The 24,265-nt window shown below is 39.1% G+C and carries 20 protein-coding genes; 11 read left to right on the top strand and 9 right to left on the bottom strand.

Going from position 1 to position 24,265, the window contains the following annotated elements; all coding sequences use genetic code 11:
• The first annotated feature begins 26 nt into the window (after nt 1–26).
• The 3 genes from Q0541_RS32090 to Q0541_RS32100 all read left to right on the top strand — a co-directional run bounded on the left by Q0541_RS32090 (nt 27) and on the right by Q0541_RS32100 (nt 3,504).
• Nucleotides 27–536: a pentapeptide repeat-containing protein gene (locus Q0541_RS32090; RefSeq protein ID WP_298920666.1), complete on the top strand. Its 510-nt coding sequence runs from the start codon at nt 27–29 to the stop codon at nt 534–536.
• A gap of 691 nt (nt 537–1,227) precedes the next feature.
• Complete coding sequence (locus Q0541_RS32095) at nt 1,228–2,598, top strand: AAA family ATPase (protein ID WP_298920668.1); 1,371 nt, start codon at nt 1,228–1,230, stop codon at nt 2,596–2,598.
• A 45-nt stretch (nt 2,599–2,643) separates the two neighbouring features.
• The gene (locus Q0541_RS32100) at nt 2,644–3,504 is read left to right on the top strand and encodes a DUF4435 domain-containing protein (protein ID WP_298920754.1); all 861 of its coding nucleotides are present in this window, start codon (nt 2,644–2,646) and stop codon (nt 3,502–3,504) included.
• A 330-nt stretch (nt 3,505–3,834) separates the two neighbouring features.
• On the opposite strand, the gene Q0541_RS32105 is transcribed toward Q0541_RS32100, so the two are convergent.
• Nucleotides 3,835–5,589 carry an N-acetylmuramoyl-L-alanine amidase gene (locus Q0541_RS32105; RefSeq protein WP_298920671.1) on the bottom strand — a complete coding sequence of 585 codons (1,755 nt, stop codon included), beginning with the start codon at nt 5,587–5,589 and terminating at the stop codon, nt 3,835–3,837.
• Between the two features lie 85 nt (nt 5,590–5,674).
• Between Q0541_RS32105 and Q0541_RS32110 the strand changes: the two genes are divergently transcribed.
• From Q0541_RS32110 to Q0541_RS32120, 3 genes are all read left to right on the top strand, one after another.
• A complete protein-coding gene (locus Q0541_RS32110) occupies nt 5,675–7,312 on the top strand; it encodes a CTP synthase (RefSeq protein ID WP_298920673.1) in 1,638 nt (545 codons plus the stop codon).
• A gap of 125 nt (nt 7,313–7,437) precedes the next feature.
• Nucleotides 7,438–7,860, top strand: coding sequence for a hypothetical protein (locus Q0541_RS32115; protein WP_298920674.1), 423 nt, complete (start codon nt 7,438–7,440; stop codon nt 7,858–7,860).
• A 564-nt stretch (nt 7,861–8,424) separates the two neighbouring features.
• Entirely contained in the window at nt 8,425–8,991 is a 567-nt protein-coding gene (locus Q0541_RS32120; protein ID WP_298920676.1) for an SDR family NAD(P)-dependent oxidoreductase, read from the top strand.
• On the opposite strand, the gene Q0541_RS32125 is transcribed toward Q0541_RS32120, so the two are convergent.
• The 4 genes from Q0541_RS32125 to Q0541_RS32140 form a co-directional block, all read right to left on the bottom strand.
• Nucleotides 8,958–9,503, bottom strand: coding sequence for a type I restriction endonuclease subunit R (locus tag Q0541_RS32125; RefSeq protein WP_298920678.1), 546 nt, complete (start codon nt 9,501–9,503; stop codon nt 8,958–8,960). The two genes, Q0541_RS32120 and Q0541_RS32125, sit on opposite strands and share 34 nt — an antisense overlap.
• A 3-nt stretch (nt 9,504–9,506) precedes the next feature.
• Complete coding sequence (locus Q0541_RS32130; protein WP_298920681.1) at nt 9,507–10,403, bottom strand: ROK family protein; 897 nt, start codon at nt 10,401–10,403, stop codon at nt 9,507–9,509.
• A 348-nt stretch (nt 10,404–10,751) separates the two neighbouring features.
• Nucleotides 10,752–10,925, bottom strand: coding sequence for a hypothetical protein (locus Q0541_RS32135; RefSeq protein WP_273762828.1), 174 nt, complete (start codon nt 10,923–10,925; stop codon nt 10,752–10,754).
• 72 nt (nt 10,926–10,997) lie between these two features.
• Nucleotides 10,998–11,894 (bottom strand): ABC transporter permease, encoded by an 897-nt coding sequence (locus tag Q0541_RS32140; protein ID WP_273762827.1) that lies wholly within the window; start codon nt 11,892–11,894, stop codon nt 10,998–11,000.
• Nucleotides 11,895–12,121: 227 nt separating this feature from the next.
• Here Q0541_RS32140 and Q0541_RS32145 point away from each other — a divergent pair, with 227 nt between their 5' ends.
• Entirely contained in the window at nt 12,122–12,361 is a 240-nt protein-coding gene (locus Q0541_RS32145) for a hypothetical protein (RefSeq protein ID WP_298920686.1), read from the top strand.
• Nucleotides 12,358–12,771 carry a putative toxin-antitoxin system toxin component, PIN family gene (locus Q0541_RS32150; RefSeq protein ID WP_298920688.1) on the top strand — a complete coding sequence of 138 codons (414 nt, stop codon included), beginning with the start codon at nt 12,358–12,360 and terminating at the stop codon, nt 12,769–12,771. Before Q0541_RS32145 ends, Q0541_RS32150 begins: the two co-directional genes overlap by 4 nt.
• A gap of 46 nt (nt 12,772–12,817) precedes the next feature.
• Here the strand turns inward: Q0541_RS32150 and trxB are convergent, their stop codons facing one another.
• Nucleotides 12,818–14,188 (bottom strand): thioredoxin-disulfide reductase, encoded by a 1,371-nt coding sequence (gene trxB / locus Q0541_RS32155; protein ID WP_298920691.1) that lies wholly within the window; start codon nt 14,186–14,188, stop codon nt 12,818–12,820.
• Between the two features lie 54 nt (nt 14,189–14,242).
• On the opposite strand from trxB, the gene Q0541_RS32160 reads away from it, so the two are divergent.
• The 3 genes from Q0541_RS32160 (at nt 14,243) to Q0541_RS32170 (ending at nt 17,580) form a co-directional block, all read left to right on the top strand.
• Nucleotides 14,243–14,440 (top strand): hypothetical protein, encoded by a 198-nt coding sequence (locus tag Q0541_RS32160; RefSeq protein ID WP_298920694.1) that lies wholly within the window; start codon nt 14,243–14,245, stop codon nt 14,438–14,440.
• A gap of 229 nt (nt 14,441–14,669) precedes the next feature.
• Nucleotides 14,670–15,206, top strand: coding sequence for a type IV pilin-like G/H family protein (locus Q0541_RS32165; RefSeq protein ID WP_298920696.1), 537 nt, complete (start codon nt 14,670–14,672; stop codon nt 15,204–15,206).
• Between the two features lie 202 nt (nt 15,207–15,408).
• Complete coding sequence (locus Q0541_RS32170) at nt 15,409–17,580, top strand: O-linked N-acetylglucosamine transferase, SPINDLY family protein (protein WP_298920698.1); 2,172 nt, start codon at nt 15,409–15,411, stop codon at nt 17,578–17,580.
• 247 nt (nt 17,581–17,827) lie between these two features.
• On the opposite strand, the gene Q0541_RS32175 is transcribed toward Q0541_RS32170, so the two are convergent.
• The 3 genes from Q0541_RS32175 to Q0541_RS32185 all read right to left on the bottom strand — a co-directional run bounded on the left by Q0541_RS32175 (nt 17,828) and on the right by Q0541_RS32185 (nt 23,449).
• Nucleotides 17,828–19,486: an O-linked N-acetylglucosamine transferase, SPINDLY family protein gene (locus Q0541_RS32175; protein ID WP_298920700.1), complete on the bottom strand. Its 1,659-nt coding sequence runs from the start codon at nt 19,484–19,486 to the stop codon at nt 17,828–17,830.
• A complete protein-coding gene (locus tag Q0541_RS32180; RefSeq protein ID WP_298920702.1) occupies nt 19,483–22,872 on the bottom strand; it encodes a glycosyltransferase in 3,390 nt (1,129 codons plus the stop codon). The genes Q0541_RS32175 and Q0541_RS32180 overlap by 4 nt, the downstream gene beginning before the upstream one ends.
• A gap of 175 nt (nt 22,873–23,047) precedes the next feature.
• Nucleotides 23,048–23,449: a tetratricopeptide repeat protein gene (locus tag Q0541_RS32185; RefSeq protein ID WP_298920705.1), complete on the bottom strand. Its 402-nt coding sequence runs from the start codon at nt 23,447–23,449 to the stop codon at nt 23,048–23,050.
• Between the last annotated feature and the right edge of the window lie 816 nt (nt 23,450–24,265).

Here is a 24,265-nt window from a genome sequence, read left to right on the forward strand (position 1 = left end):
AGGGTTCGCCATTGGCTAAAAATAGCATGAATTCTAAGTTAAGCGCCCGGATTTGGGCAAACATACTCAGCTTATTTCTGTGGGGAATAGTTGGCATCACCGCAACCGTAGGTTTTGCTCCAACAGCTTTGGCACTCGAATATAATAAAGAAATTTTGGTCGATACTGATTTCTCCGGACGTGATTTAACAGACTCCAGCTTTACCAAAGCTAATCTCCGTCAGAGCAACTTCAGCCACGCTAATTTGCACGGTGTCAGTTTCTTTGCAGCAAATTTGGAGTCTGCTAATTTGGAGGGTTCTGACTTGACAAATGCCACTTTAGACTCAGCTCGTTTAGTCAGAGCAAATTTGACAAATGCACTGTTGCAGGGCGCGTTTGCTGCTAACGCCAGATTTGATGGTGCAATCATTGACGGGGCAGATTTTACTGATGCACTGCTGCGTTCCGATGAGCAAAAAAAATTGTGCAAACTTGCCAAAGGAACTAATCCCATTACAGGACGAGATACGCGTGACACGTTGTTTTGTCCTTAGTATTTTCTACCTGTACATTTGGTAGGGGCATTGGGCATTGGTTATTTCCCCTCTGTTCCTCTGCTCCCCCTACTTATAATAATAGTGATATATCTTTATGCATCTTGGGCGATTGCACTGCCATTACTCAATAAAATAGCGATCGCTCCCACTATGCCGCCTATTTTAAAAGACATACACTTTCAAAATATAAGATTTATAGGACTTACGCACTGTTCCACGTCAGGCGACTTCTTGGCTACTGAGCGTAGGGTGGGACATAAATAAATCCCCTGTTTAAGCTGCTAGATTCTTCACTTCATTGTAGAGCAGAGGCTACAGAGGTTAGAGAGCAATGCTTGATTCTGTATGGAGGTAGGAGAGCGATCGCCTCAAAGTAGCATAGCAAATGGTAAAAAAGCTTGAACAAAGACTAAAGTAATGAAATTTTAGCGCGGCATTCCTTACCAATGATCGCCACAGTCCAGCGATATCAAAGGTTTTGAGAGCCTTTTCTTATTCGGACAACAACGCCTTAAGTTACTGTTGAAGCAGAAAATAGGACTGGGTAACGAGTTTTCAGCAGAGCATTACGCTGAGTAAGCAGTTATTGACTATGCTTAAGAAGCTGTTTACCGTCAAAAGACTCATTAATAATCTACTTGAGTTACTTTTCGGTTATCTTAATCATTAGCTACTGGAACTTGTAGTTATGTTGCTAGGCGATCATTTGAATTCAACTAAGCTAAAATCATTTTCGATTAATGGCTTGTTTGGTTTTAAGAATGTAAAAATTCCTTTTGAGAAGGAAGCCGTTATTCTGATTGCAGAAAATGGTTCCGGTAAAACTACTATTTTAAATGCCTTATACTACTCAATCTCTTGCAATTTCCACAAGTTAAGCGCCATAGATTTTGACTCAGTAGTTCTTGAGTTTGAATCTGGAGTCAGTGTCGATATCAAAAAAAGTGATTTAAAATCATATAATCAAGATGATATTTTTCAATTCATTTCTTTGCTCAGACCGTATTTACCTAGCCGAGAAATAGATAGATTTAAAATGGAAATTAAAAAAGGTTCATCGTCTGAACTCGTTCGCAGAGATTTGTTTAAACTGATAGCTAAATATGGCTTACCCTCCAGATATATGGAAATAGCAGAAGAAATTAGTTTGAGGCTTAGAAGTGATAAAGAAGGAGATCAAAAAAGTAAAATAGATAGAAATATAAAAACTATTCAAAAAAATCTAAATGAATCTATTCTATATTTTCCAACATATAGGAGGATCGAAGAAGATATAAAAAACTTGGGGTATGAAGAAGATAAATTTGAACGCCTGAACTTTAGTGAGGGGGAAGGTAAGCTTATTCAATTCGGAATGAATGATGTCATTAGCAAGTTTGATGAGATAAAAAAAGCTATTAAAGACTCAGCACTTAATCTCTTTTCAAAAGTTACGGGTGAAATTTTAACTCAGTTTGTTGAGGGTATTGAAATTAATCAAGAAATGAGAGACAGCATTAAGCCTGACACGTTGAATATAGTTTTAAGTCGTGTTGGCGAAAAAAATATATCAAAATCTGATAGAGAAAGAATTGAAAAGCTAGTAAGTTCAGGAGAAATAAATTCTCCTCAATATGATCAGCTCGTCTATTTTTTATCAAAATTAGTTGGTTTGTATGAACAGCAAAAAGAAAAAGATGAGTCCATAAACCAATTGGCCACAATCTGCAACGAGTATTTAAATAAAAAACGTATTATTTATGATGAAGCTAATGTAGATATATCTATAGTCCAAACCAGAAATAGCAGCCCGATTGAGATTAGAAATCTTTCATCTGGAGAAAAGCAAATCATCTCCCTCTTTTCCAAGATTTATTTGGAGTCCTCTGAGGACTTTATTTTACTGTTTGATGAGCCAGAATTATCACTATCTATTGAATGGCAAAAGCTTTTACTTCCGGATATTTTGAAGTCAGGGAAATGTAGGCTACTTTTAGCAGTCACTCATTCCCCGTTTATCTTTGATAACGAGTTAGATTTGAATGCCAATGATCTAGATATTTTTGTGCGAGAGGAATGAAGGTCAGTAGACAATTTAAGAGCTTCCCGTGGTAAACCTGTCGTCATTTTCACTGAATTTACTAGACTTTACAAGCAGTATGAGTCTGCACTTTATTGCTTCTTTGAGGGAGAAGACAGTAAGTATTATGGGATTAGAATAAAGAACATCACAAGACCTGAGAAAGATATTTACCTTAGCTGCAATGGTAAGGAGGGTGTTTTAGGTATTCACAGAATGCTCTCATCCCGTAAGCATTATGCAAATGTTAAAGCGGCTTATTTTGTAGATAAAGATTTTGATATATCAATCAAAGAGACGAGTTTGAGTAGGATATATGAAACACCTTGTTATTCAGTAGAAAACTTCTATACATCGGTTCAATGCTTTTCTGAAATTTTGAGAAGTGAATTTAAGCTAACCGAGTCAGATGAAAACTTTCAAAGATGCATTTCTCTTTATACTAAACTACAAGAAGACTTTCATAACGCAGTTGAATTGCTAAATGCTTGGATAGCTTGTCAAAGAGATCAGTCTAGTGAGCTAAACATTTCGGGGCTTAGTGTGTTGCGCTTTGTGAATATTGACTTAGATCAAATCACAGTAAAATATACAATTGATGATTTATATGAGAGGTTTACGAATGTACCTATTATTCCTCAGCAGAAACTAGATATTAAGATATCTGAGCTACAATCCAATATTCGACAAAAGAGTTTTAGAGGTAAGTTTGAAATTGAGTTTTTATTTTATTTTCTTCAAAAACTTATGAAGGAAGCTAATGAGGGCAATTATCCATATTTCACTCGAAAGGTGAAAGTTGTACTATCTTTATCAAAAAGGACGATAATTTCTGATTTGTCTCAATACGCTGATACATCAACCTGTCTCTATAGCTATCTTGAGTCTTTTCAAGTTGCCTGTTGAAACGTTAACTGCTCGTGTTACTCTACTACATTCATTTTGAAATCAGGAGAGTAAAGCACATTTGTACGAAGTATAGACGGCATAATCCTCTTGTGTCAGTCAAAAAGCTTAAACAAAGACTTATCACAACATTGAGCAGGAACTAGCTAAAAAATAGCTATTTCTTTGTTGATCAGATAGATATCAATCTCTGTCAGGAATGCTTGAACAAAGACTTATCACAACATTGAGCAGTAACTAGCTAAAAAAGAGCGTTGGCGCTAGCCTTGTCGTCAGACATCGCACTCCACCAAATACAATAAGGGCACAACACTAGTTGTACCTCCAAATTTATTTAACACTCATAAACCACTCAGTAATTCCCTGAGCGATCGCCTGAGCTATCTTTTTCTGTTCCTCTGGGTTCACCACCTGCTCAAATTCATCGGGATTGCTCATAAAACCCAATTCCAGCAACACTGATGGCGCAGCCGTTGGACGTGTCAGCGCCAGGTTATCCCAAAACACACCATAGTCAGGTCTGCCGAGTTTTTTGATTACATAGTTATGTAAAAACATTGCGAGATTGTGGGCTTGGGGTTGATACCAAAAAGCGGCAAATCCCTTGGTTTTTTCGGCATCGCCATCATCGGGTAGTGAATTGTGATGTATAGAAAGAGCAATGCATGGTTCTTCTTGACTGATAATTGCCTGACGTTCTGCTAGGGAAACCTCCTTATCATCCTCCCGCGTCATTACCACCGTTGCTCCTTCCTTCACCAACTCGTCGCGCAGCAACTTGGATACCACCAAATTCACATCTTTTTCTAAATATCCAGTTGGGCCACTGGCACCAGATTCTTTACCGCCATGCCCTGGATCGAGTACAATCTTGAAATTAGCTAAAGGCTTTCGTCTTGTGTTCCCAATTTTAGGCGGATGACGCAAAGCCAAAACCAGGGTTGTACCGTCGTATCTTAGCTTATATCCCCACTGTTGAGCTTTTTTGAGGTTAAAGGTGTATTTTACTTGCTCTGGAGCCACCTGTTGCCAGTCTAGGCGAGAAATTAGGGGGTCATCATCCAGGCGAATTATGTCCGTTTGGGCAGTAGTATTGTAGAGAGTGAGAGCGAGAGCTTGCTCACTTTGTTGTACGCTCACAGGTACGGGAACTTGCAAGGGGAAAACTATCTCTGTCGCACCAGGGAGTTGACGGTATCCGACACTGCGAATTATTGTCTGTGGCGGAATGGCACCAGGTAGAATGCGGGTTTCTTGACTATTAATCCAAGCGCCGTAGTCTAGGCGCAACCATTCACCTTCCCTACCTGTTACTGTTGCGCGTGTGCCTTTGGGCAGTGGTGTGAGTCGAGAATAATCGCTACTTGGGCCAGTCCGAGCAACGCCTGAATCTACTATCACCTCAGAAACTGGCAACTGTGCTCTTGAGAGGATTTGAATTTTACCAGATCCTGGTTGAGTTATCGTCTTGCCATTGAGCGTCAGTTGAAACTGAGGTTGTCCCAGATCGGCGGCTGTTGCCACTGTGGTGCAACCTTTATAATTGCCTACGCTAGACTGGGCATGAGGCTGATTTTGCCCTGTCAAAGCTGCCAAATTACTTGGTAGTTGTCCCTGTTGAGGTTGGGGTGAAAGGGCAATAGTTTGATTAGCCAGGTTGACAGATACATTGGCATTGGGGGGTGCGATCGCGCTAAAACAAATTAGTTCTCCTGGTAATCTGGCAATGTCAGATGCAGGAGTCAGGGAATCTTTAGCAAAGGCTAACCCCTGTGGTAGCTCAGGGCCAGCGGTAAGTCTTGTTACCTTAATCTGGAGTTCTTGATTGTGGTGACGTACAGTAAAAAGATTCTCCCCCAACTGCAAGGGGAAACTAGGGGAAAAATGACCAGCCTTGCTGCGGGTAATTGGCTTACTATTGATCAAAACCTGACCATCTGGTGGTGCAGTGCCCAGAAAAAAGATTTTTTGGGCACTTGTCTGGTAGTTTGTTTGGGGAAAAACGACTATAAGAGATGGCTCTGCCAATGCTATTGAGGAGGTGAGAATACAGCCTAATATTACTAATCCTAGAAAGTTTTTCACAGGAAAATCATAGAAAACTACACCACAACAACTGTGGCACAATGACGGGATGTATTTTTAGAAGTTGTTAGAAATTCAAACGACTATGACTAAGTTTATCTTTGTAACTGGAGGCGTAGTCTCCAGTATTGGTAAAGGCATTGTAGCAGCAAGTCTAGGGCGTTTGCTCAAGTCGCGCGAATATTCCGTGTCGATTCTCAAACTTGACCCTTATATCAATATCGATCCTGGCACGATGAGTCCCTTTCAGCATGGGGAAGTATTCGTTACCCAGGATGGTGCGGAGACAGATTTGGACTTGGGGCATTACGAACGCTTCACCGATACCTCAATGTCACGATTGAATTGTGTTACTACTGGCTCGATTTACCAGGCAGTAATCAATAAAGAGCGGCGCGGAGACTACAATGGCGGTACTGTACAGGTGATTCCCCATATTACCAATGAAATAAAAGATCGGATTCTGCGAGTTGCTAAAAGTACAAATCCCTCTGTAGTGATTACAGAAATCGGCGGTACGGTGGGAGACATTGAATCACTGCCGTTTTTGGAAGCAATTCGCCAGTTCCGCAAAGAGGTGGGACGGCAGAATGTACTGTATATGCACGTAACCCTGGTGCCGTGGATTGCCTCTGCGGGTGAGATGAAAACTAAGCCAACACAGCATTCAGTTAAAGAACTGAGATCCATTGGCATTCAACCAGATATTTTAGTTTGTCGGAGCGATCGCCCCTTACCCAAGGGATTAAAGCAGAAATTGTCTGGATCTTGCGATGTGCCCGAAGAATGCGTCATCACTTCCCAAGATGCTAAAAGTATCTATGAAGTACCGCTGAATCTGGAACGGGAAGGAATGGCAGAACAAGTGCTGAAGTTGCTGCAAATGGAACAACGTAAACCAGATTTGACGCAGTGGCAAACCCTGGTAAAACGGTTACATAGTCCCAAGCACGAGGTAGAAATTGCCATCGTTGGTAAATATGTGCAGTTAAGTGATGCCTACCTATCTGTAGTGGAAGCACTGAACCATGCTGCAATTTCCACCTATGGTGAACTGCGCCTACGTTGGGTGAACTCAGAAGATTTGGAAACTGAACCAGCCGAAAATTATCTTGCGGGTGTCGATGGCATAGTTGTGCCAGGAGGTTTCGGTGTTCGGGGAGTGGATGGCAAAATTGCCGCCATTAAATATGCCCGCGATCGCCAAATTCCCTTTTTGGGTTTATGCCTGGGAATGCAATGTTCTGTAATTGAATGGGCCAGGCACGTAGGGGGATTAACAGATGCCAACAGTGCCGAATTTGACGCCTATACAATTGATCCAGTAATTAATTTATTGCCAGAACAGCACGAAGTAGTGGATTTAGGGGGTACAATGCGCTTAGGACTATATCCTTGTCGTGTTCTTCCTGATACTCTGGCTTTTAAGCTTTATCAAGAAGATGTAATTTATGAACGACATCGACATCGATATGAGTTCAACAATGCTTACCGCGATCTGTTATTAAAGTCTGGCTATGTGATCAGTGGTACTTCTCCCGATGGACGCTTAGTTGAAATTATAGAATTACCCAAGCACCCATTCTTTCTTGCTTGCCAATTTCATCCAGAATTTCAATCGCGCCCCAGTACCCCTCATCCCTTGTTTAAAGGGTTTATTCAAGCAGCGATCGCTCTTTCTCTCTCGACATCTGGTAAACCAACACCATTAGAGGTGTCATAAAAATTCATAATTCATAATTATTTTTTTTAATTTTGAATTCGTGCATAGCAAGATTAACTTAAGGCTTCAATAGACTTGGACATACAGGGTGCATCATTCGTAAATTTCGGACTTGAGGAGATGTTGTGGCGTACTGGATGAGAATCCTTTACGAGAGGAAAGAATATGTAGTGAATTTTGAGCGTGTCCATGCTTTTTGTTATGAACTGAATGGCAGGGTTACTTTTTGGTTACCCGATAGTGCAATTCCAGTAGTAATTAACCCGCAAAGTAACTTGGAAGATTATCAAAAGATTCTTGATTATTTACAATGTGTGACGGCGTTGGAATTAGATCATACCCACTGGGTGAAAATTATTTACGAAAAAAACGAATATGTAATTAATCTCAACTGCATCAGTTCCTTTTGTCATGAACCAAACGGCAGGATAACTTTTTGGTTGCCAGATGGCACTATCCCTATCATCATCAACCCTGTGAGTAATCCGGAATCTTATGAAAAAGTCGTGAAATACGTTAAGAAAGCAACAGGATATTCTTTGTCTTAGTATTAATTAGTAAGGTCTGCCCAACTTTTTGTTACTGCTGGGATCTGTTTACTCTTATGTGTCGTGGGTTATCGTATTTTGATCAGTACTGGAATTACTAAGTGGCATTTGGCTATAACCTTGAGATTGGGTTAACTTTTGATCAGGCTATGGTTCACAATTTGGTCATTTCGGAGGTAAAGGCACACTTAGAGAATAGGGTTTCAGGGCAACGCCTACGCCAAAAGCCTATAAAGGATCAATGTTAATACTTAATAATATAAATGATTTTGCGTAAGAGTTATTGAAGTATTCAAATATTACATTTTGAAGCGTGAAATGTGGATTTTACAGTTGATTTTGATTTCGTCTGAATACGCAAGGGTTTAATCTCAAGCATAGACAAGAGATTTGAGTTACTTCAAGGAAAATACAACGTAGAGAAGAATATCGAAACTCCTGTGATTTTTGATAAAATGCCGACAGTTTTGGAGATCGGTTGAGACGGTAGTTTGAAGGCTATCTGCTGGTGTTCGGGATCAAGCTGAATGACAGAGTTTTTCTTAAAAAAGAGGAGATTTGATTGTGAGCGAAACCGTTGTTGTAATTGGTGGGACATCAGGTATGGGGCTGGCAACTGCACAGGTACTCAGCAGTGAAGGGTATCGCGTCATCATTTCTGGTCGTTCTCAAGACACGATCAACAAGGCACTCTCTCAAGTTGCGGGGGACAGTACGGGATTTCCACTTGATTTCACAGATGCTGCCTCGGTTGCATCCTTCTTTGAGCAAGTGGGTTCTCTCGACCACTTAGCATTAGTTGGTAGCGGGAAAGCAGTGTGGGGCAATTTTCGTGATCTGAAACTAGAGGATTTAAAAGTTGCATTCGACCAAAAATTTTACGGTTTTTTGCTATGTACTCAAGCGGCTCTAAGCAAACTTCGTGCTGATGGTTCGATCACGTTTGTCATCGGTGGTGCAAGCCGTTCAGCAATCCCCGGTACAACTGGGGTGGCTGCGGTGAATGGCGCAATTCAAGCAATGGCATTCACGATGGCAAAAGAGCTTGCTCCTCTACGTGTGAATATTCTCTCTCCTGGTCTGTTTGACACTCCGGTTTATGATCGTGCATACCAAGGATCTTCTTGTTGAATCAATTTGACAAAAACAAATTCCCTACCGTTGATTAGTAAACCAAAAGTCGGTTGTGCAGGATTTGGACGATCAAGCATATAAGCTAGTGCTTGAGGTAGGGCTGTCATCACATCAAATTTACTGCTTTTAGATTCAATCGCAAGTACCCAAAAACGTTTTTGGATGACAAGAACATCAATGTTTCCTTTAACGATAAAGCTCTCGTCTTCAGCAGAAATCTCAACAGAAGTCTCAGTTTCAATCTCAAAAGGAAGTTGATAAAACCCAGCTAAATCGAGTAAAGGAGACAGCACTACCATCTTTACCGCCTCTTCTGACATCAGACGGTGCTTATTCAAGTTTAAATAGTTGCTTTTGACTCGCGCGATCGCTTGCTTTTCACCATCAGTCAGAGTTGGTAAATTTTCTGTCCATTCTGTAAAAAAGCTGGTGTCTGTAGCAAGTTCCAAACCAAATTTTTCTTCTAATTCGTAAAGACTGATGTCTCTAGCTGGGATTTTTTGAACCATAATCTAAAACCTTGAATAGCATTGCCATGCCAACTTTGCTGCACCCACTATTCCAGCAAAATTGCCTAACTCGGCTGGCAAAATTTGTAAACCTTCTCGTGATAAAGGCTGCACTCGCTTCTCAATTTCTGCCTTCACTGCTGGGAAGAAAAACTCAAAGCTGCCACTGATCCCACCACCAATGACGATCGCTTGCGGTGTGAGGACATAAATCAAACTTGTCAAACCAATTCCTAAATTCTTACCATATTCTTCCCAAAAAGTCAATGCTGTGGGATCTCCTTGTTGGGCAAGAAAACCCAATTCCGCGGGTTCCTTGAGAGTGCGGCGGCGAATTGCAGTCACACAGGCATATTGTTCCAAAGAGCCTTGATTGCCACTATTACAAATTGGCCCATCTGGGTTGAATGAAATTAAACCCAATTCTCCGGCGGCTCCTTGATGTCCAACAAATAGTTTGCCATCTAGGATAATTGCGCCACCAACCCCAGTTCCTAAAGTGAGCAGAATCAGATTTTGAAAGTGGCGACCGGCTCCCAGCCAAGCTTCTCCCAAAAGAGCGCAATTAGCATCGTTAGCGATCGCAGTAGGTTTGCCAGTTTTAGCTTCTAGCCAGTCTGCTAAAGGCACATCGCGCCATCCAGGCAAGTTAATCGCGATTTTGGCAATGCGTCCAGTTGCATCAGATGGGCCAGGAGTCCCAATACCAATAGCAACAGTTTGATTATCTGGATCAATTTGGGCGATCGCATCTACAATCACCGCCAGCACAGCCTCTGGTGTTGTTGGTTGGGGAGCTGTCACAGTCAAAGATTGCAGACAAGTACCATCAGCTGCAAAACGTCCCAGCTTAATTGCTGTTCCCCCCACATCAATACCAATTACTTGAGAACTCACCACTTTAAAATCCTCACACCAAGCCGCAAATTTTCGACTTTAACAAGCATCGTAGTACAGCTTTGCACAAGTTCGTAGCAAATAAAATAGCCACCAAGCAAACCTTCGCGTACCCTCTGCGCTTACCTCTGCGTTTAAATTTCAACCCTCAATTCGCCACTATTTTCTGCAAATCTGTACTTAGGGTCTTAGGGCGAAAAAATTCTAGATTTTCTGTCTAATTAAGTGCGAGTCGTTTTCATCGCCTATTTGTTCGCGCAGCGTCTCCCCTTTTCCCAAAGGGAGAGGCTAGCGTTAAGGGAGAAGACACCGGGCTTTCAACTCCGATCTCTGTGACTGGCATCCCCACATCTAGAAGGAGTGGGCTTTCTGCTCTAATAACTGTAAATTAGCAACAGTCGTGGTCCGAAAACTCGATTGCTCCTGCCAAGCTGTAATTGGCGCACCTCGTAAAATACCAGCAAGGGCAACGGAAAGGATAAACCCGCCAGTAGCGGCAGCAATTAACGTTAGGTTATCTTTCATACAAATCTCTCTATTGTTATTTGTAATTTGTCAATGGTTTTTTGCTATTATCCACTGACCATTGACTAGTGATTAGTTTCGGATTCTATTTTCTCTCCGTAAACGAGGATTGACAAATTCGTTTAACCCTTCACCAAGTAGTGATAACCCTACCACCATGCATGTCATCGTTAAACCGGGGAAAAGCGTAGTCCACCAAATGCCAGTAGGTAAAGCTTCTAGAGCTTGTTTTAAATCATGTCCCCATTCTGCCACTTCTTCGGGAAGTCCTAGCCCCAAAAAACCCAAACCGCCCAACACCAAAATCGCATCAGCGGCGTTGAGTGTGAATAGGACGGGTACGCTTTGAATGACGTTGAAAAACAGATAACGAGAAAGCACAACCCAAGTGGAAGCGCCCATTGCTTGAGCAGCTTCGATGAAGACTTCAGTTTTCACGCTCACGGTGTGGTTGCGAACAACGCGGTAATATTGGGGGATGTAGGCAATGCTAATAGCGATCGCTGCATTTAATATCCCACGCCCCACCACAAACGCCAGTGTCACAGACAGCAGTAGTCCCGGTAGGGTGTAGATGCTATCCATAATGAACAGCAACACTTTATCCAATTTACCGCCGAGATAACCACTCAGCATCCCCAAAGGTACACCGATAATCATACTCAGCCCTGTTGCCAAAATTACCACCTGCAAAGCAGCTTGAGCGCCGAACAATGTCCGGGAGAACACATCATAGCCCAGGCGACTAGTACCAAACCAATGTTTAGCTGAGGGTGGCTCGTGAATTGGATTAGAGAGAAAATCTTTGGGGTTTTGCAGCCATCCCCAAGCCTGGAATACGGGAGCGAAGAATGCCAGGAAGATGAAAAATAGGGTAATGGCTAACCCGATGAGCATGAGTTTCTGAGAAAGATTGGGACTTTTGGCAAACTGTAAAAATGTCGGTAGCCGCCGTTTTGTAATGGCCATAAAGCGATCGCCTGGATCAAGCAAGATACGCTGACCATTTTACATATCAGATTGGGGATTGAGTAAACATCCTGGATAAAAGTCCAATTTCTTGAGTGGTGGTTACAGAGCTAGACTGAGTAAGAGGTGAGATTATGCCTTATTTTTGCTAGAGATAAATTACCAGCCAGTGTTACCGCAAAGGTTAATCATTTCCAGTAGAGAAAGACCAAGTTAATGGAGGAATTATGAACGCTTATAAAAAATACATCACTATCACAGATCCAAGTCAATTAATATTATCTAATTTACCTTTTCCGGTCGGACAGAGAGTAGAAATAATTATATTAGCTGAGGATAACCCAAGAGCGGAAATCAGTAAAAAGCTGAAAGATTTATTTGAAAAAACACAGTCTTTACCAGGAGTGCAAGATATTACAGAAGCAGAAATTGAAGCAGAAATTGAAGCTTACAAACGCGGAGAATGAAAGTTGTTATTGATACTAATATTTTAGTTTCTGCTGTCCTTAAGGGTAGAGTCCCAAGGGATGTTCTTCAGTTTATTTTTGATAATCCTGATTGGCAATGGATAGCTTCTGAAGAAATTGTTGTGGAATATAAGGAGGTATTAAGTCGCAGAAAGTTTAAGTTGACGGATGAAGTGATATGTGAATGGGTTGAAATTATCGATACATTTATAATACTAATTGATGTCAATTTGGAAGTTTATTTTCCCACAGATAGAAAAGATGAAAAGTTTCTAGCTTGTGCTATGGCAGCAGAAGCAGATTTTTTCATTACGGGTGATTCTGATTTTAATCAGGTGCAAACCTTGGTAAATACAACGATTATTTCTGTCTCTTTATTTAACAGGTTAGTTTGCGATGTAGGGGAGTGAGTATTGGACATTACTAACTGTCCCCCATTCCCCACTCCCCATTCTCTTACAGATTGCTCTCAATCAACTGGCGGTATTCGCTCTTTTGCTTGACACCTTTGACTTCCTTGACCAGTTCTTTATTTTTGAACAATTGAACAGTTGGCGTTCCTGTCACACCAGCATTTTCAGCAATATCTCGGTCTTTGTCGATGTCAATTTCCACAAAGTGAATTTTGCTGTCAAATTCATCCACCACTTTATTTAAAATTGGCTTCAGGGTATGACAAGGGCCGCAACCAGGAGAGACGTATTTAACAAGAATTAAGCGATCGCTTTCATGGAACAATTTCCGTAAGGCATAACCTCCCTCATGGCGTGTCGCATTCAAATTAAATCCAGCTTCTTCCTCGGCTTCAGTCTTTTTGGCTGGCTGATGTTCTAATTCATTATCTGCTGTTTCTGCCTGTTGATGGAATTCTTGAATTAAGCCAGTAAATGACAACCAGCGTTCTGCCAACATCGCCGCCATACAGCCAGTACCCGCAGCCGTAATTGCTTGCCGAAACTCATGATCTTGCACGTCACCAGCAGCAAAAACGCCCTCTACACTGGTTTCCACTGTACCGTGCTTAGTGACAACGTAACCGATTTCATCCAGTTCTAACTGACCTTTAAATAGAGAGGTATTGGGACTGTGACCAACGGCGTAGAATAAACCCTTAGCGTGCAGTTTGCTCTCTTCACCAGTTTTGGTATTGCGGACTTTCACCCCATCCATATGACCGTTACCGAAGATATCCACGGCTTCTGTGTTCCAATGCACCTGGATTTTTGGGTTGCTCAAAACTCTGTCTTGCATGGCTTTAGAAGCCCGCATTTTATCGGTGCGTACCAACATATTTACCTTAGAGCCGTATTTTGTGAGGTAAATTGACTCTTCCGCCGCCGAGTCGCCAGCACCAATTACAGCCAATTCTGCGCCGTGAAAAATTGGTGTTGCACCATCGCAAATTGCACAAGCGGAGATACCCCGACTCCAAAATTCATGTTCGTTGGGTAAACCCAAACGCTTTGCTGTTGCGCCAGTAGCAATGACGATGCTATTGGTTTTTATTTCTCTTTCTTGCGATCGCACTGTAAAAGGACGCTGACTCAAGTCAACTGATATAACATCTTCAGTATATAGTTCAGCCCCCCAGCGCTCCGCCTGCGCCTTCATCTGATCCATCAGTTCCGGCCCGGTAATCCCTTGGGGAAACCCTGGAAAGTTCTCAACTTCCGTCGTTGTCATTAGTTGCCCACCAGGCAAACCCCCGGCTTGGAAACCTTCAAATACAACGGGTTTCAGGTTAGCGCGTCCGGCATAGATGGCGGCTGTGTACCCTGCTGGGCCTGAACCGATAACTACTAAGTTTTCTACTGTGGGGTTAGTCATGATATTTATATGAACTCATAACGACTACGGTTAATATAGCATAACAAACCGCTATTGGCTACGCCAGATGGTAAGCGATCGCAAAATGCCTACGGTACTATGCGGTTCGAGGAAATTGGCGCTCGTCTAATTACCTTCTTGAAGAACTGGGTAATGTCGCGCAAGCTAGGACATATAACTGGTTTTAGTGTCGGGTTTATCCTGCCGAGTATAGAAGAGGACAACTCGGAAAAAGAAACCTGCGATGCCTGATGTGTCTTTTGTTCGCGCTGACCTGAATAAAGCACTCTCACAAATGAAATCGAGAATCTAGCCCTTGGGTCTATATCAGGGGCTTATTAATGTTTGTGCCATTTGGGATGCAAGGATTGTGTAACCGCATCTCGCCAAACTTTTTTTCTCAAGGTGATAGGAAAGCGATCGCAGGTGGGTAAGTTACATCTAGAACACCCAAGCACTTCCTACCCCCTGGAAAACACTTATGAAAACTGAATTAAAAGCCAAATTTCTCCAACACATCCTCGCCAAGAAGAAGGGAGATGAGGGTTTTACACTTATTGAATTACTAGTAGTAATTATTATCATCGGTATTTTGTCTGCGATCGCCCTACCTTCTTTCTTGAACCAAGCTAACAAAGCTAAACAATCTGAAGCTAAAACCTATGTAGGTTCTTTGAATAAAGGTCAACAAGCTTACTTTACAGAAAGAGGTTCCTTTGGCGCTCTTGCTGATTTAGGAGTTGGTATTAAATCACAAACTGTTAACTATACATATTCGAGTGTTGCTCAAAGTGGTACCGGCACAGCCGCGACTGCATACTCCAACTCTTCTTTAACAGGAACTAGTAACGTAATTAGAAACTATAGCGGTAAAGTTTCCCTACTTACAGAAGGATCAAGCAGTGATGCAACTAGTATTGCCATTCTTTGTGAAACTACTACTGTTGCTGGAGCCGCTCTAGAACCCACTGATGGTCGAACCTGTGCTAGTGGTTCTACCGCGGTAGGTAGTAGATAAGTAATTAAGCAATCAAATAATCAGGAATGAGGATTGCATAAAAACCCAAAAGTTGAATTGAGAAAGTTAAAGCTGCTAATTTAAATCAACTTTAAAAGAGGTTAACGTATAATATCTTCATTCTCACCCCAAAAAAGTAGAGAAGTTCTATAGAACTTCTCTACAATAGTTGTTATTCATTATTCACTTTTATTACTATCAAATGCTACAAGATACACAACCAAAAGATTATGCTCAGGCTATTCAATATTATGAAAATGCTATTGAAACAAAACCTGATGTTAAATCTCATTATTGGCATTTAGGATTATATTTTTTACTGCAAGGTAAAGAGCAAGAAGCACAATTAACTTGGTTAATGGGTGTTGGAGAGGTAAATGAGGAAGAAAATCAAGATTCTATAGCAGAATTAAGTCAAGTTTTATTCCAAGAAATTCAGAAACAACTAAAATCAGAAAAATATCAACAAGCATGGATTATTAGTCAGCATTTGCGAGAAGTTAATCCTTACCATATTAATAATTTACTATTAAATTTATATTTATCACTCGAAATAGAGTTATTAAATCAAGAATATTTTGAGCAGCTAAATTTGACTCACGTGCTACAAGAAATAGATATATCACCGGATATAGAAATTTTTTCCCAAGTGCTTTATAAACTTATAGAGTTTCCTTCATTTCATAGTTTAACTTTAGATTTTTCTAAAACTATTCTGGCATCGTTAAAAAATCTCAATGATTTTAACTATGTGATGGCATCTGTATCAGTAAAGTTAGAATATGCTTTCAGGAATTCCCATTTTGCTGCTCAGTTATTGGAAACTTATATAGATTTAGATCCTGATGATCGAGAGCTTTTAATTCGTTTAGCTTTCTGTTATCAAGTTACAGGTCAGCATTTTAAGGGTATTAATACAGCTAAAAAACTACTATCTTCATCTGAGAATTTAGCTGATAAAGTTTTTTATAATCATTTGTTAATTAGAGGGTTATTAATATCAGCAGGAGCTTGGGAAGAAGCTTGTTTAGCAATAGAAGAGCAAAAAACTTTAATACTATCTCTGATAAAAGAATCTTTAAAAATACCGGAAAATGGTGTAATTCTGAGGATTTACACTTCTATGTATTTCTTTCCATGTATAGTAGATACTCCTCAAATCATCAGACCAATACAAAATAAACTAATGGATTTATGTTTGAAAAATTTTGAGCTTAACCTTGGAGAAAAAATTAATCAGTATCGTTATCAAGAAATTTATCCAAAAACAAGTAAAAAGATTCTAAAGATAGGTTATCTTTCCCATTGCTTAGGACAACATTCTGTAGGTTGGATTTCTCGTTGGTTATTTAAATATCATAATAAAGATAACTTTCAAATTTATTCATACATTATTAATCCTCGTGTAAGTGATAGCTTACAGCAATTTTTTATTGAATATTCTCATCAAGCTCATAGTATTCAATCAACAGGTAGTATATTGCAATTAGCTGAACAAATTCGTCAAGATGAAATTGATATATTAGTTGATTTAGATAGTATTACTATCGATTTGGTTTGTGAAGTACTTGTTGTAAAACCTGCCCCTATTCAAGTTACTTGGTTGGGCTGGGATGCTTCTGGTTTACCCTCTATTGATTACTTTATTGCAGATCCCTACGTATTACCAGAAGAAAGTCAAACCTATTACAGCGAAAAAATTTGGCGATTACCAGAAACCTATGTTGCTGTAGATGGTTTTGAAGTCCAAACTCCGACATTAAGACGAGAACAAATTGATATTCCTGCGGATGGAATTATATATTTTGTTGGACAAAAGGACTATAAGCGTCATTTAGAAAATACGAGATTACAATTGAGAATAATAAAGCAAGTTCCTAATAGTTATTTATTAGTAAAAGGTTTTAGTGATTTAGCAGCTTGCCAAAAATTTTATGAAACCTTAGCTATAGAAGAAGGAGTAGATACTAAACAGTTGCGCTTTATCGGTCAAGATCCTAATGAGCTAATTCATAGAGCAAATTTAGCGATCGCTGATATAGTTTTAGATACCTATCCTTATAATGGTGCAACTACTACTTTAGAGACGTTATGGCTTGGTATTCCCTTAGTGACAAGGGTAGGGCAACAATTTGCTGCTCGCAATAGTTATACCATGATGATTAATGCGGGAATTACAGAGGGCATTGCTTGGACAGATGAAGAGTATGTAGACTGGGGAGTGAGTTTGGGTAAAGATGAGAAACTCAGACAGGAAGTTTCTTGGAAATTAAGACAAGGAAGAAAAAATGCACCTTTATGGAATGCGGAAAAATTTACCCGTGATATGGAGCAAGCTTATCAACAGATGTGGCAAAGGTATGTTGATAGTTAATTGGCTCTTTAGAGGATGTTTGTCAAGTCTTAAAGTATACTAAAAAACCCCTCTCCAAACCTCTCCCCGAAACGGAGAGAGGCTTTGAATCTTACTCCCCTTCCCTTGTAGGGAAGGGGCTGGGGGTTAGGTCTGTATTGGACTCAACTGAGAAGCGCTACAGGCAAAACAACCCATGTATAAATTCTTAAGTCCGTAGTGAGGACTAAAGTCCTCCTCTGTAATTACAAATTTAAGCACTGAAGTGCTAACTACAAACTTGTTTATAGAACGCTTCTAAACCTACGACACAGGTTTTATCATCAAAGAGATGATCGTGATTTTGGTTCATTCTTTCCGCAATAGTGCCTCGCCAAGCCGGGTCTAGTCCTAATTTGACAGCAATTTCGATATATTCTGCTTCGTTTTCAGCTATGGTATCTGTCACTCCTAGCATTTTCAGGAAGCTGTCAGAATGACGACCCCGCATAAATTCTCCCGGACAGGTAACAATGGGGAGATTACAAGCGATCGCTTCTAAGGTAGTATTACCACCAGACCAGGTGAATGTATCTAAATAAACATCTGAAAGTAAGTTAATCATTAGATAGTCCAGTCGCTCTGGAATACTAATAAATACACAGTAATCCTCGCTGTTCAAACCGATAGCAGCAAAAGCACGCTTCAGGCGTGGCTGAAGTAAAGTACCACGCAAAAACACAAATTTAGCTTGCGGAACGCGATGAGCAATTTCTGCAAAAATAAAATCATATTGCGGTAGATATTTGAAAGGAGCTTGGCAGCATAAATAAATGACTGCATCATCTGGTAGCTGAAAATCTGAGCGGGTTTTGATAACTGGTGGAATATATGGTTTAGGATAAGAAACGCCAATATTAGGCAAGCGAATTAATATTTCTGAATAATGTTCTTGGGCATTTTCAGGTTCCATTAACTTGCTAGATAAAAAGTAATCAATTGTGGGTAAGCCAGTTGTCACCGGATGTCCCCAAGCCGTACATTGTATAGGCGCAAGCCGCAGACCTGCCATTTGCATAGTTTGCGGATTCATCCCAATTTCAGGAAAAACTAAAATGTGCAGCTTATCAGCAATTATCTGTTCACAGGCTGCTGAGAAATTATCAGGAATATGGTGGAAAATATCACTGTACTGTTGAAACTGTTGGGTAATTGGATCTGGCTCATTTCCTATGTAGTAACAATAGATTTCAAAGCTTGAGCGATCGCAGTAACGTAACCACCCAGTTAACCAAAGCGTTCCACTATAAGAATGCAGGTAATGGGAAACGTAACCAATCCGAATTTTGTTATTAAGCTGAAGCTTAGGTATAGATAAAGGAACGACCCATTGTGGATAGTTAGCTGCCATAATTTCATGTACTAGCTTTCCATATTGGCGTTGCAAATCTATATCATTTTGTGCTTGATATGATAGGTAAAAATTTGTGAGGCGACCTATACCGGCTAAAGCACTATGTTGCTCTTTTGTAGTTTTAATAGATGTTTGCTCAATTAAATCTCGCAATCCTTGAGTGTAGCGTTGGCGATAAAAGTTAATTTCACTCTGATTCTCATATATTAATGGAACTGTTAAATATTTGAGAATTTGAAAAGTATAATCATCAGGTAAGAATTTAGCAGCATTATCTGAATTTAAAATTGCTTCTTGAATACGTCCATTTTGGCGCAAATCGATGATTAATGAAAAATGTAGTCTTCCATCTGTAGGGTAAAGTTGAATTCCTTGCTGGAGAGTACTAAAATATTCATCTAGCCGATTTAACTGTCTATAGCAATAGCTTAAATTCCAATAAATTTCTGCATCACCTGATTGGCATTCTAGGAATTTTTGATATTGCGCAATCGCTTCTTGCCATCTTCCCTCACTGAAGAATTTATTGCTCAAGCAAAAAAAAACTGTTCAGCTTGTGCTTCTCTAAAAACTTCTATTTCGTAAGATGTGAGAGTTTCTGCTTTTGCTTGACTCAACGCGTTTTTATCTTCGTATTCCAAAACAATTCTTGCATGTATACGAGGTAGCAAGGCTTCCCACTGAATATCAGCCAACTTTTCCACTAAAGAAATTTCTAATCTTTCGGTAACATCTAAATCTTCCTGTACCAAAAGATTCATAACCACACTAGATAAAAACAGTTCAGCATCCTCAACAGCAATATCTCCAGTGTTAATAAGTAGGGTAGTTTTTTCACTATCCATATGAGTTGCTACCGTCTTCATCACTCGTTCCAATTCTAAACCAACCAACTCTTCTGGTTGCGACCAATCTGGGAAAATAATTAAATTAATCTCATTAATATTTAAAGATAGAAGAGTAGCATCAATCAAGGCAGAACTTACCGTTTGCGCCATTTTTGTCCATGAGAACTTTTCCGCTTGTGCCAAACCCGCAGTAATTAAAGAGTGACGAATACTAGGCTTTTGCACCTCACAGAGGGCATTTGCTAGTGCATTTACATCATCATCTTGAATATAAATAGCTGCGTCTCCTGCTACTTCTGGGATTGAAGAATTAGGACAGGTAATAACAGGACAGCCACAAGCCATTGCTTCTAATATAGGCATTCCAAAACCTTCATATTTAGAAGGATAAACTAACGCCATAGCACCAGAATAAGCTAAGACTAATTCTTCATCACTAAGTTGGAGAAGATGTATAGTAATACCTAATGTATATGTTCTTAACTCTGGCGCTAACATTCCACCAATACCAGTAAAAATAATATCAAATCCGTATCTACTGGCTAGTTTTGAGAAAGCTTGTAAGAATAAAATACCATTCTTGTAACCAGATCCCGTGCCAACCAACAGGAAGTATGGTTTATCAATGCCATATTTATATTTAAAATCTTTAATTTCATCTACAGAAGCTGAAGAGAAGAGAGAATTTACTCCACAATGAGCCACTGTAATTAATTCTAAGGGTATCTTAGGGAAACATTTACTTAAGTCTTTAGCTGTATTTTCAGAAATGGCAATAAAAGCAGAGGCATGTTTAATACTATTGTGCTTTTCACGCCACATAGGTTCATTTAAGTTTCCTCCTAATACTTCAGGAATCATGTCATATGCCATAAATACGGAAAGGGTGTCAATGGGCGTGGTGTAATAGGAAGATATAAATAATTCCGCTTCTTCATCCTCACATATTTGTTGAAGCATCTGTTTATCAGCTTCGGTATTGTTATAGTCGTAGGCGGGAATTGTGAGATAACGAATACCATTAATTTTGGGTGCAGTATTGGCTCTATCTAAGACTAAAATATAATTAGCAAAATTACTATTTGCCCATTGTTCTAGCAGACTTCGCCAAACTCTAGCAATTCCTGTTTTATAGAGTTGGAAAAAGACACCATCAATTAAAATATTACGATGAGGTAAAGTTTCTGTTTTTTCTTTAGCTAACTTGTAAATTTTGATAGTTTCTTGAATATATTTATCCCAGCTAAATTTTTGAGCCTGCTGAAGAGATTTGTTAGCTAAATTTTCTCGATATTCGGGTTCGCAATATAGCTTAAATATGGCATCGCAAAGCCCTATTTCATCATTAGGATCAAGCATAATTCCGGCATCTTCAACAACTTCAGGTAAGGAAGAAGTATTAGAGGTTATTATTGGAGTTCCACATTGCATTGCTTCTAATGGTGGTAAGCCAAAACCTTCATATAAAGATACATATATGAATGCTAATGCACCTGAATACAAAGGAGCTAAATCTTCATCGGGAACATAACCAGTAATAATAATTCGGTTTTCTAATTCTTTAACTCTATCTATTTCTGCAAAAATTTCTTCATATTGCCATCCTTTTGTACCTATCAACACTAGATTAAGATCATCAATATGCTGGTTTTTAATTAATCTAAAAAAAGAACGGATAACATGAGCTATATTTTTTCTTGGCTCTAAGGTTGATAAAGTTAAAACATAAGGCTGCTCTGATATTTTATATTTTTGTTTTGTTTTGATAATTAATTCCTGATTATTGCAAGGATAAAATTTTTCTTTATCAGCAGCTAAATGTGTAACAAATACTTGCTTTTCATTAAGATTTTGTTGATATGTACAAATATCTTGTTTTGTTGATTCCGAAATACAGCACACAAAATCATTCTTATCTATTTGATCTATAGTATTTTTAACCATATGCTCTGAATTATGATTAAAATACTCTGGAAAAAGAATAGGAATTAAATCATAAACTGTGATAATTCTTGTAGCAAAGTAAATATTTTTGGGCAAAGGATAATAAGTAGAGTGATAAATATCTATATTTTGATATTTTAGTTCTGACAGGTGAAATAAAGGAAGATTTTTATACTCAAGATTTTGATTTATATAAGTTTGACAAGCATCAAACAAATCAGGTATACTTATACAAAAATAGATACAACAATCAGGGGAGTTTATTAATCCTTTTAAAAGATGCTCTGTTACTCTAAAAACTCCAGTTTTAGCAGTTTCTAATACAGTTCCTAAACCTAGTACTGAAATATCTAACGCTATTTTAATCTGCGTTCCCTTATTCACTAAAGATACTTTTTTTATTTTCTCAGGCTGACTGTGACACAAGTTCTTAAAAACATCAGGTGCTAGTTTTTTTTCTGTCAATAAGTGTAAAGATATACCATTATTAGATGTATTACTCGAATAAAAGTTCAAATTGTACTTTTCTGCAATTATTAATAAAGATTTAATTGTATATATTGATACATGCTGTCCTTCCGCAGGTACATAATACCACCATTCATTAGGTTTAGGATTATCTGTAGGCAAAATCTCTGTACTAAATAAAATGTTTTTAGAAAATCGCAAAATATTTTCTATCTCTTCAATAGGATTTATAAAATGTTCAAAAACTTCAAAAGCAGTTACTAATTCATAATAGTCGTTTCTGTTTATTTCAAACCCTTGAGCAAAAAAATTATTACAGAATTGATCAAACCAATAAAAATCAAAACCTAATTCTCTCATTATACTAACGAACAGACCATAGCCGCCACCGTAGTCTAAAAATTTAGCCTTATGGTCAAAGAGATTAAAAATGATTTGAGATGCTTTTTGTGAACAATAATGATTGCGAAATACTAAACCAACATCGCTTTTTGCTATAGCATCATAATAAGCTTCCGCTAACCAGTAAGGCTCTTCTGTTTGAACAAAACCACAATTAGGACATTGAAAATAATCAACTGTATATTTATTTAATAAAATACTTTGAGCGAAAAACATTGAATTAGATTCACATACTTTACATTTAATTGAGATATGCATATTTGATTCCTCTTGTAACTTCTGCTGGCTAAATATTAATTCTTTTGGTTTTGCTATTTATTCAAATTATTTAAAACAACTTTATAATCCTACCGAGTATAATGCAAATTCACCAACTTCTGTATTAATGGGATTTAAGAGATAGTAAAGTTTCTACTGAAAAGAGTAAACAACTCTAATGGCGATCACCATTACCCTCTTGTTTTTTAATCTGCTCTAATACAACTTTGTAATCTTGCCGTTCGGGGTGCAACTTCACTAGCTTCTCCAATAGTTCCATCGCACCTTTAGCATCTTTCAATTGCAACCGCACCAAAGACAGTTTTTCTAAAGCAATTTGGTTTTCTGGTTCCCGTTGTAAAATCAGATCGTAACCCCGCGCCTGTTGCTGTAATACTGACTCAGCAGAAGGAGACGCAATTGCTGGCTTAGGTTTGCTAGCCTGTTGGATTGCCGGAATGACTGCAAATACCGTAGATCCAAAAAACGAGAACATCGACACTATCGTGACAATCTTTTGTCGCCGCTCAATCTGCTTTTTGCGGGTGATTAAGTATTCTTCCCAGGAACCAGGCATGTATCAATTATTGCTGGACTAAATAGTTAGGTGTCAGCAACCCTCCCGTTATCAGGTTACCCATCTGCTCAACAGAAACTAACATCTTAGCTAGAAATTTTTTACACAAAATTCAAATTCTGACTCTGAAGACGAGGCAACTTTATGGTAAGCCCATGCTGTACCGACAATTTTGCCATGCGATCGCCCCTATGCTTCAAAGCAAAACCCTCTCCTGCGCCTAGACAGAGCTAACGCTCCAGGTCTTATTCACTGGGCAAAACATTACAATTATATAAAGATTTGCGATGATTCTGCCTAATGCCAGATGTTTGCGATATTCTAAATAACGTTTAAATAGATAAAAAGAGTAGACATTTCTACTCAATTGCAAATTTCCCTGTCAGTCAAAAACTTTCAAACTAGCCCGTGTCCTATGGGTTCTTCAACAAGCAAACATATTTTTCGTGATTCAAACAAATAGAATTTTCCCACTCGTCCTCAGTCACACTACTTAGTGCAACTTTCCAAAGGACTAATTATTCTGCTCGGCGTCCACAATATATCTCTTACAAAAGGTACTGTTGCACTCTAGTGGAGAAAGGGTAAAGGTTAAGAGGAAAAAGAAGACGGGGAAAGTTTAAAGGGAAAAGGGGAAACAGAAACATCCCTTACCCCTTTAGTCCTTAAACTTTGCCTGTTTTCTGCAAAAAGTTTAAGGACTGCTTGGTGAAATTGGATTTTGTGGTGGTAATTACCGTACAAAACCGAATTTACCAGTAACTTAGTAGAGTTTGTTATGGTATAGTTAGAAAGTTAAGACTAGCTTTACCAAAT

The sequence above is a fragment of the uncultured Nostoc sp. genome, assembly GCF_937863485.1.
Classification (GTDB): domain Bacteria; phylum Cyanobacteriota; class Cyanobacteriia; order Cyanobacteriales; family Nostocaceae; genus Nostoc.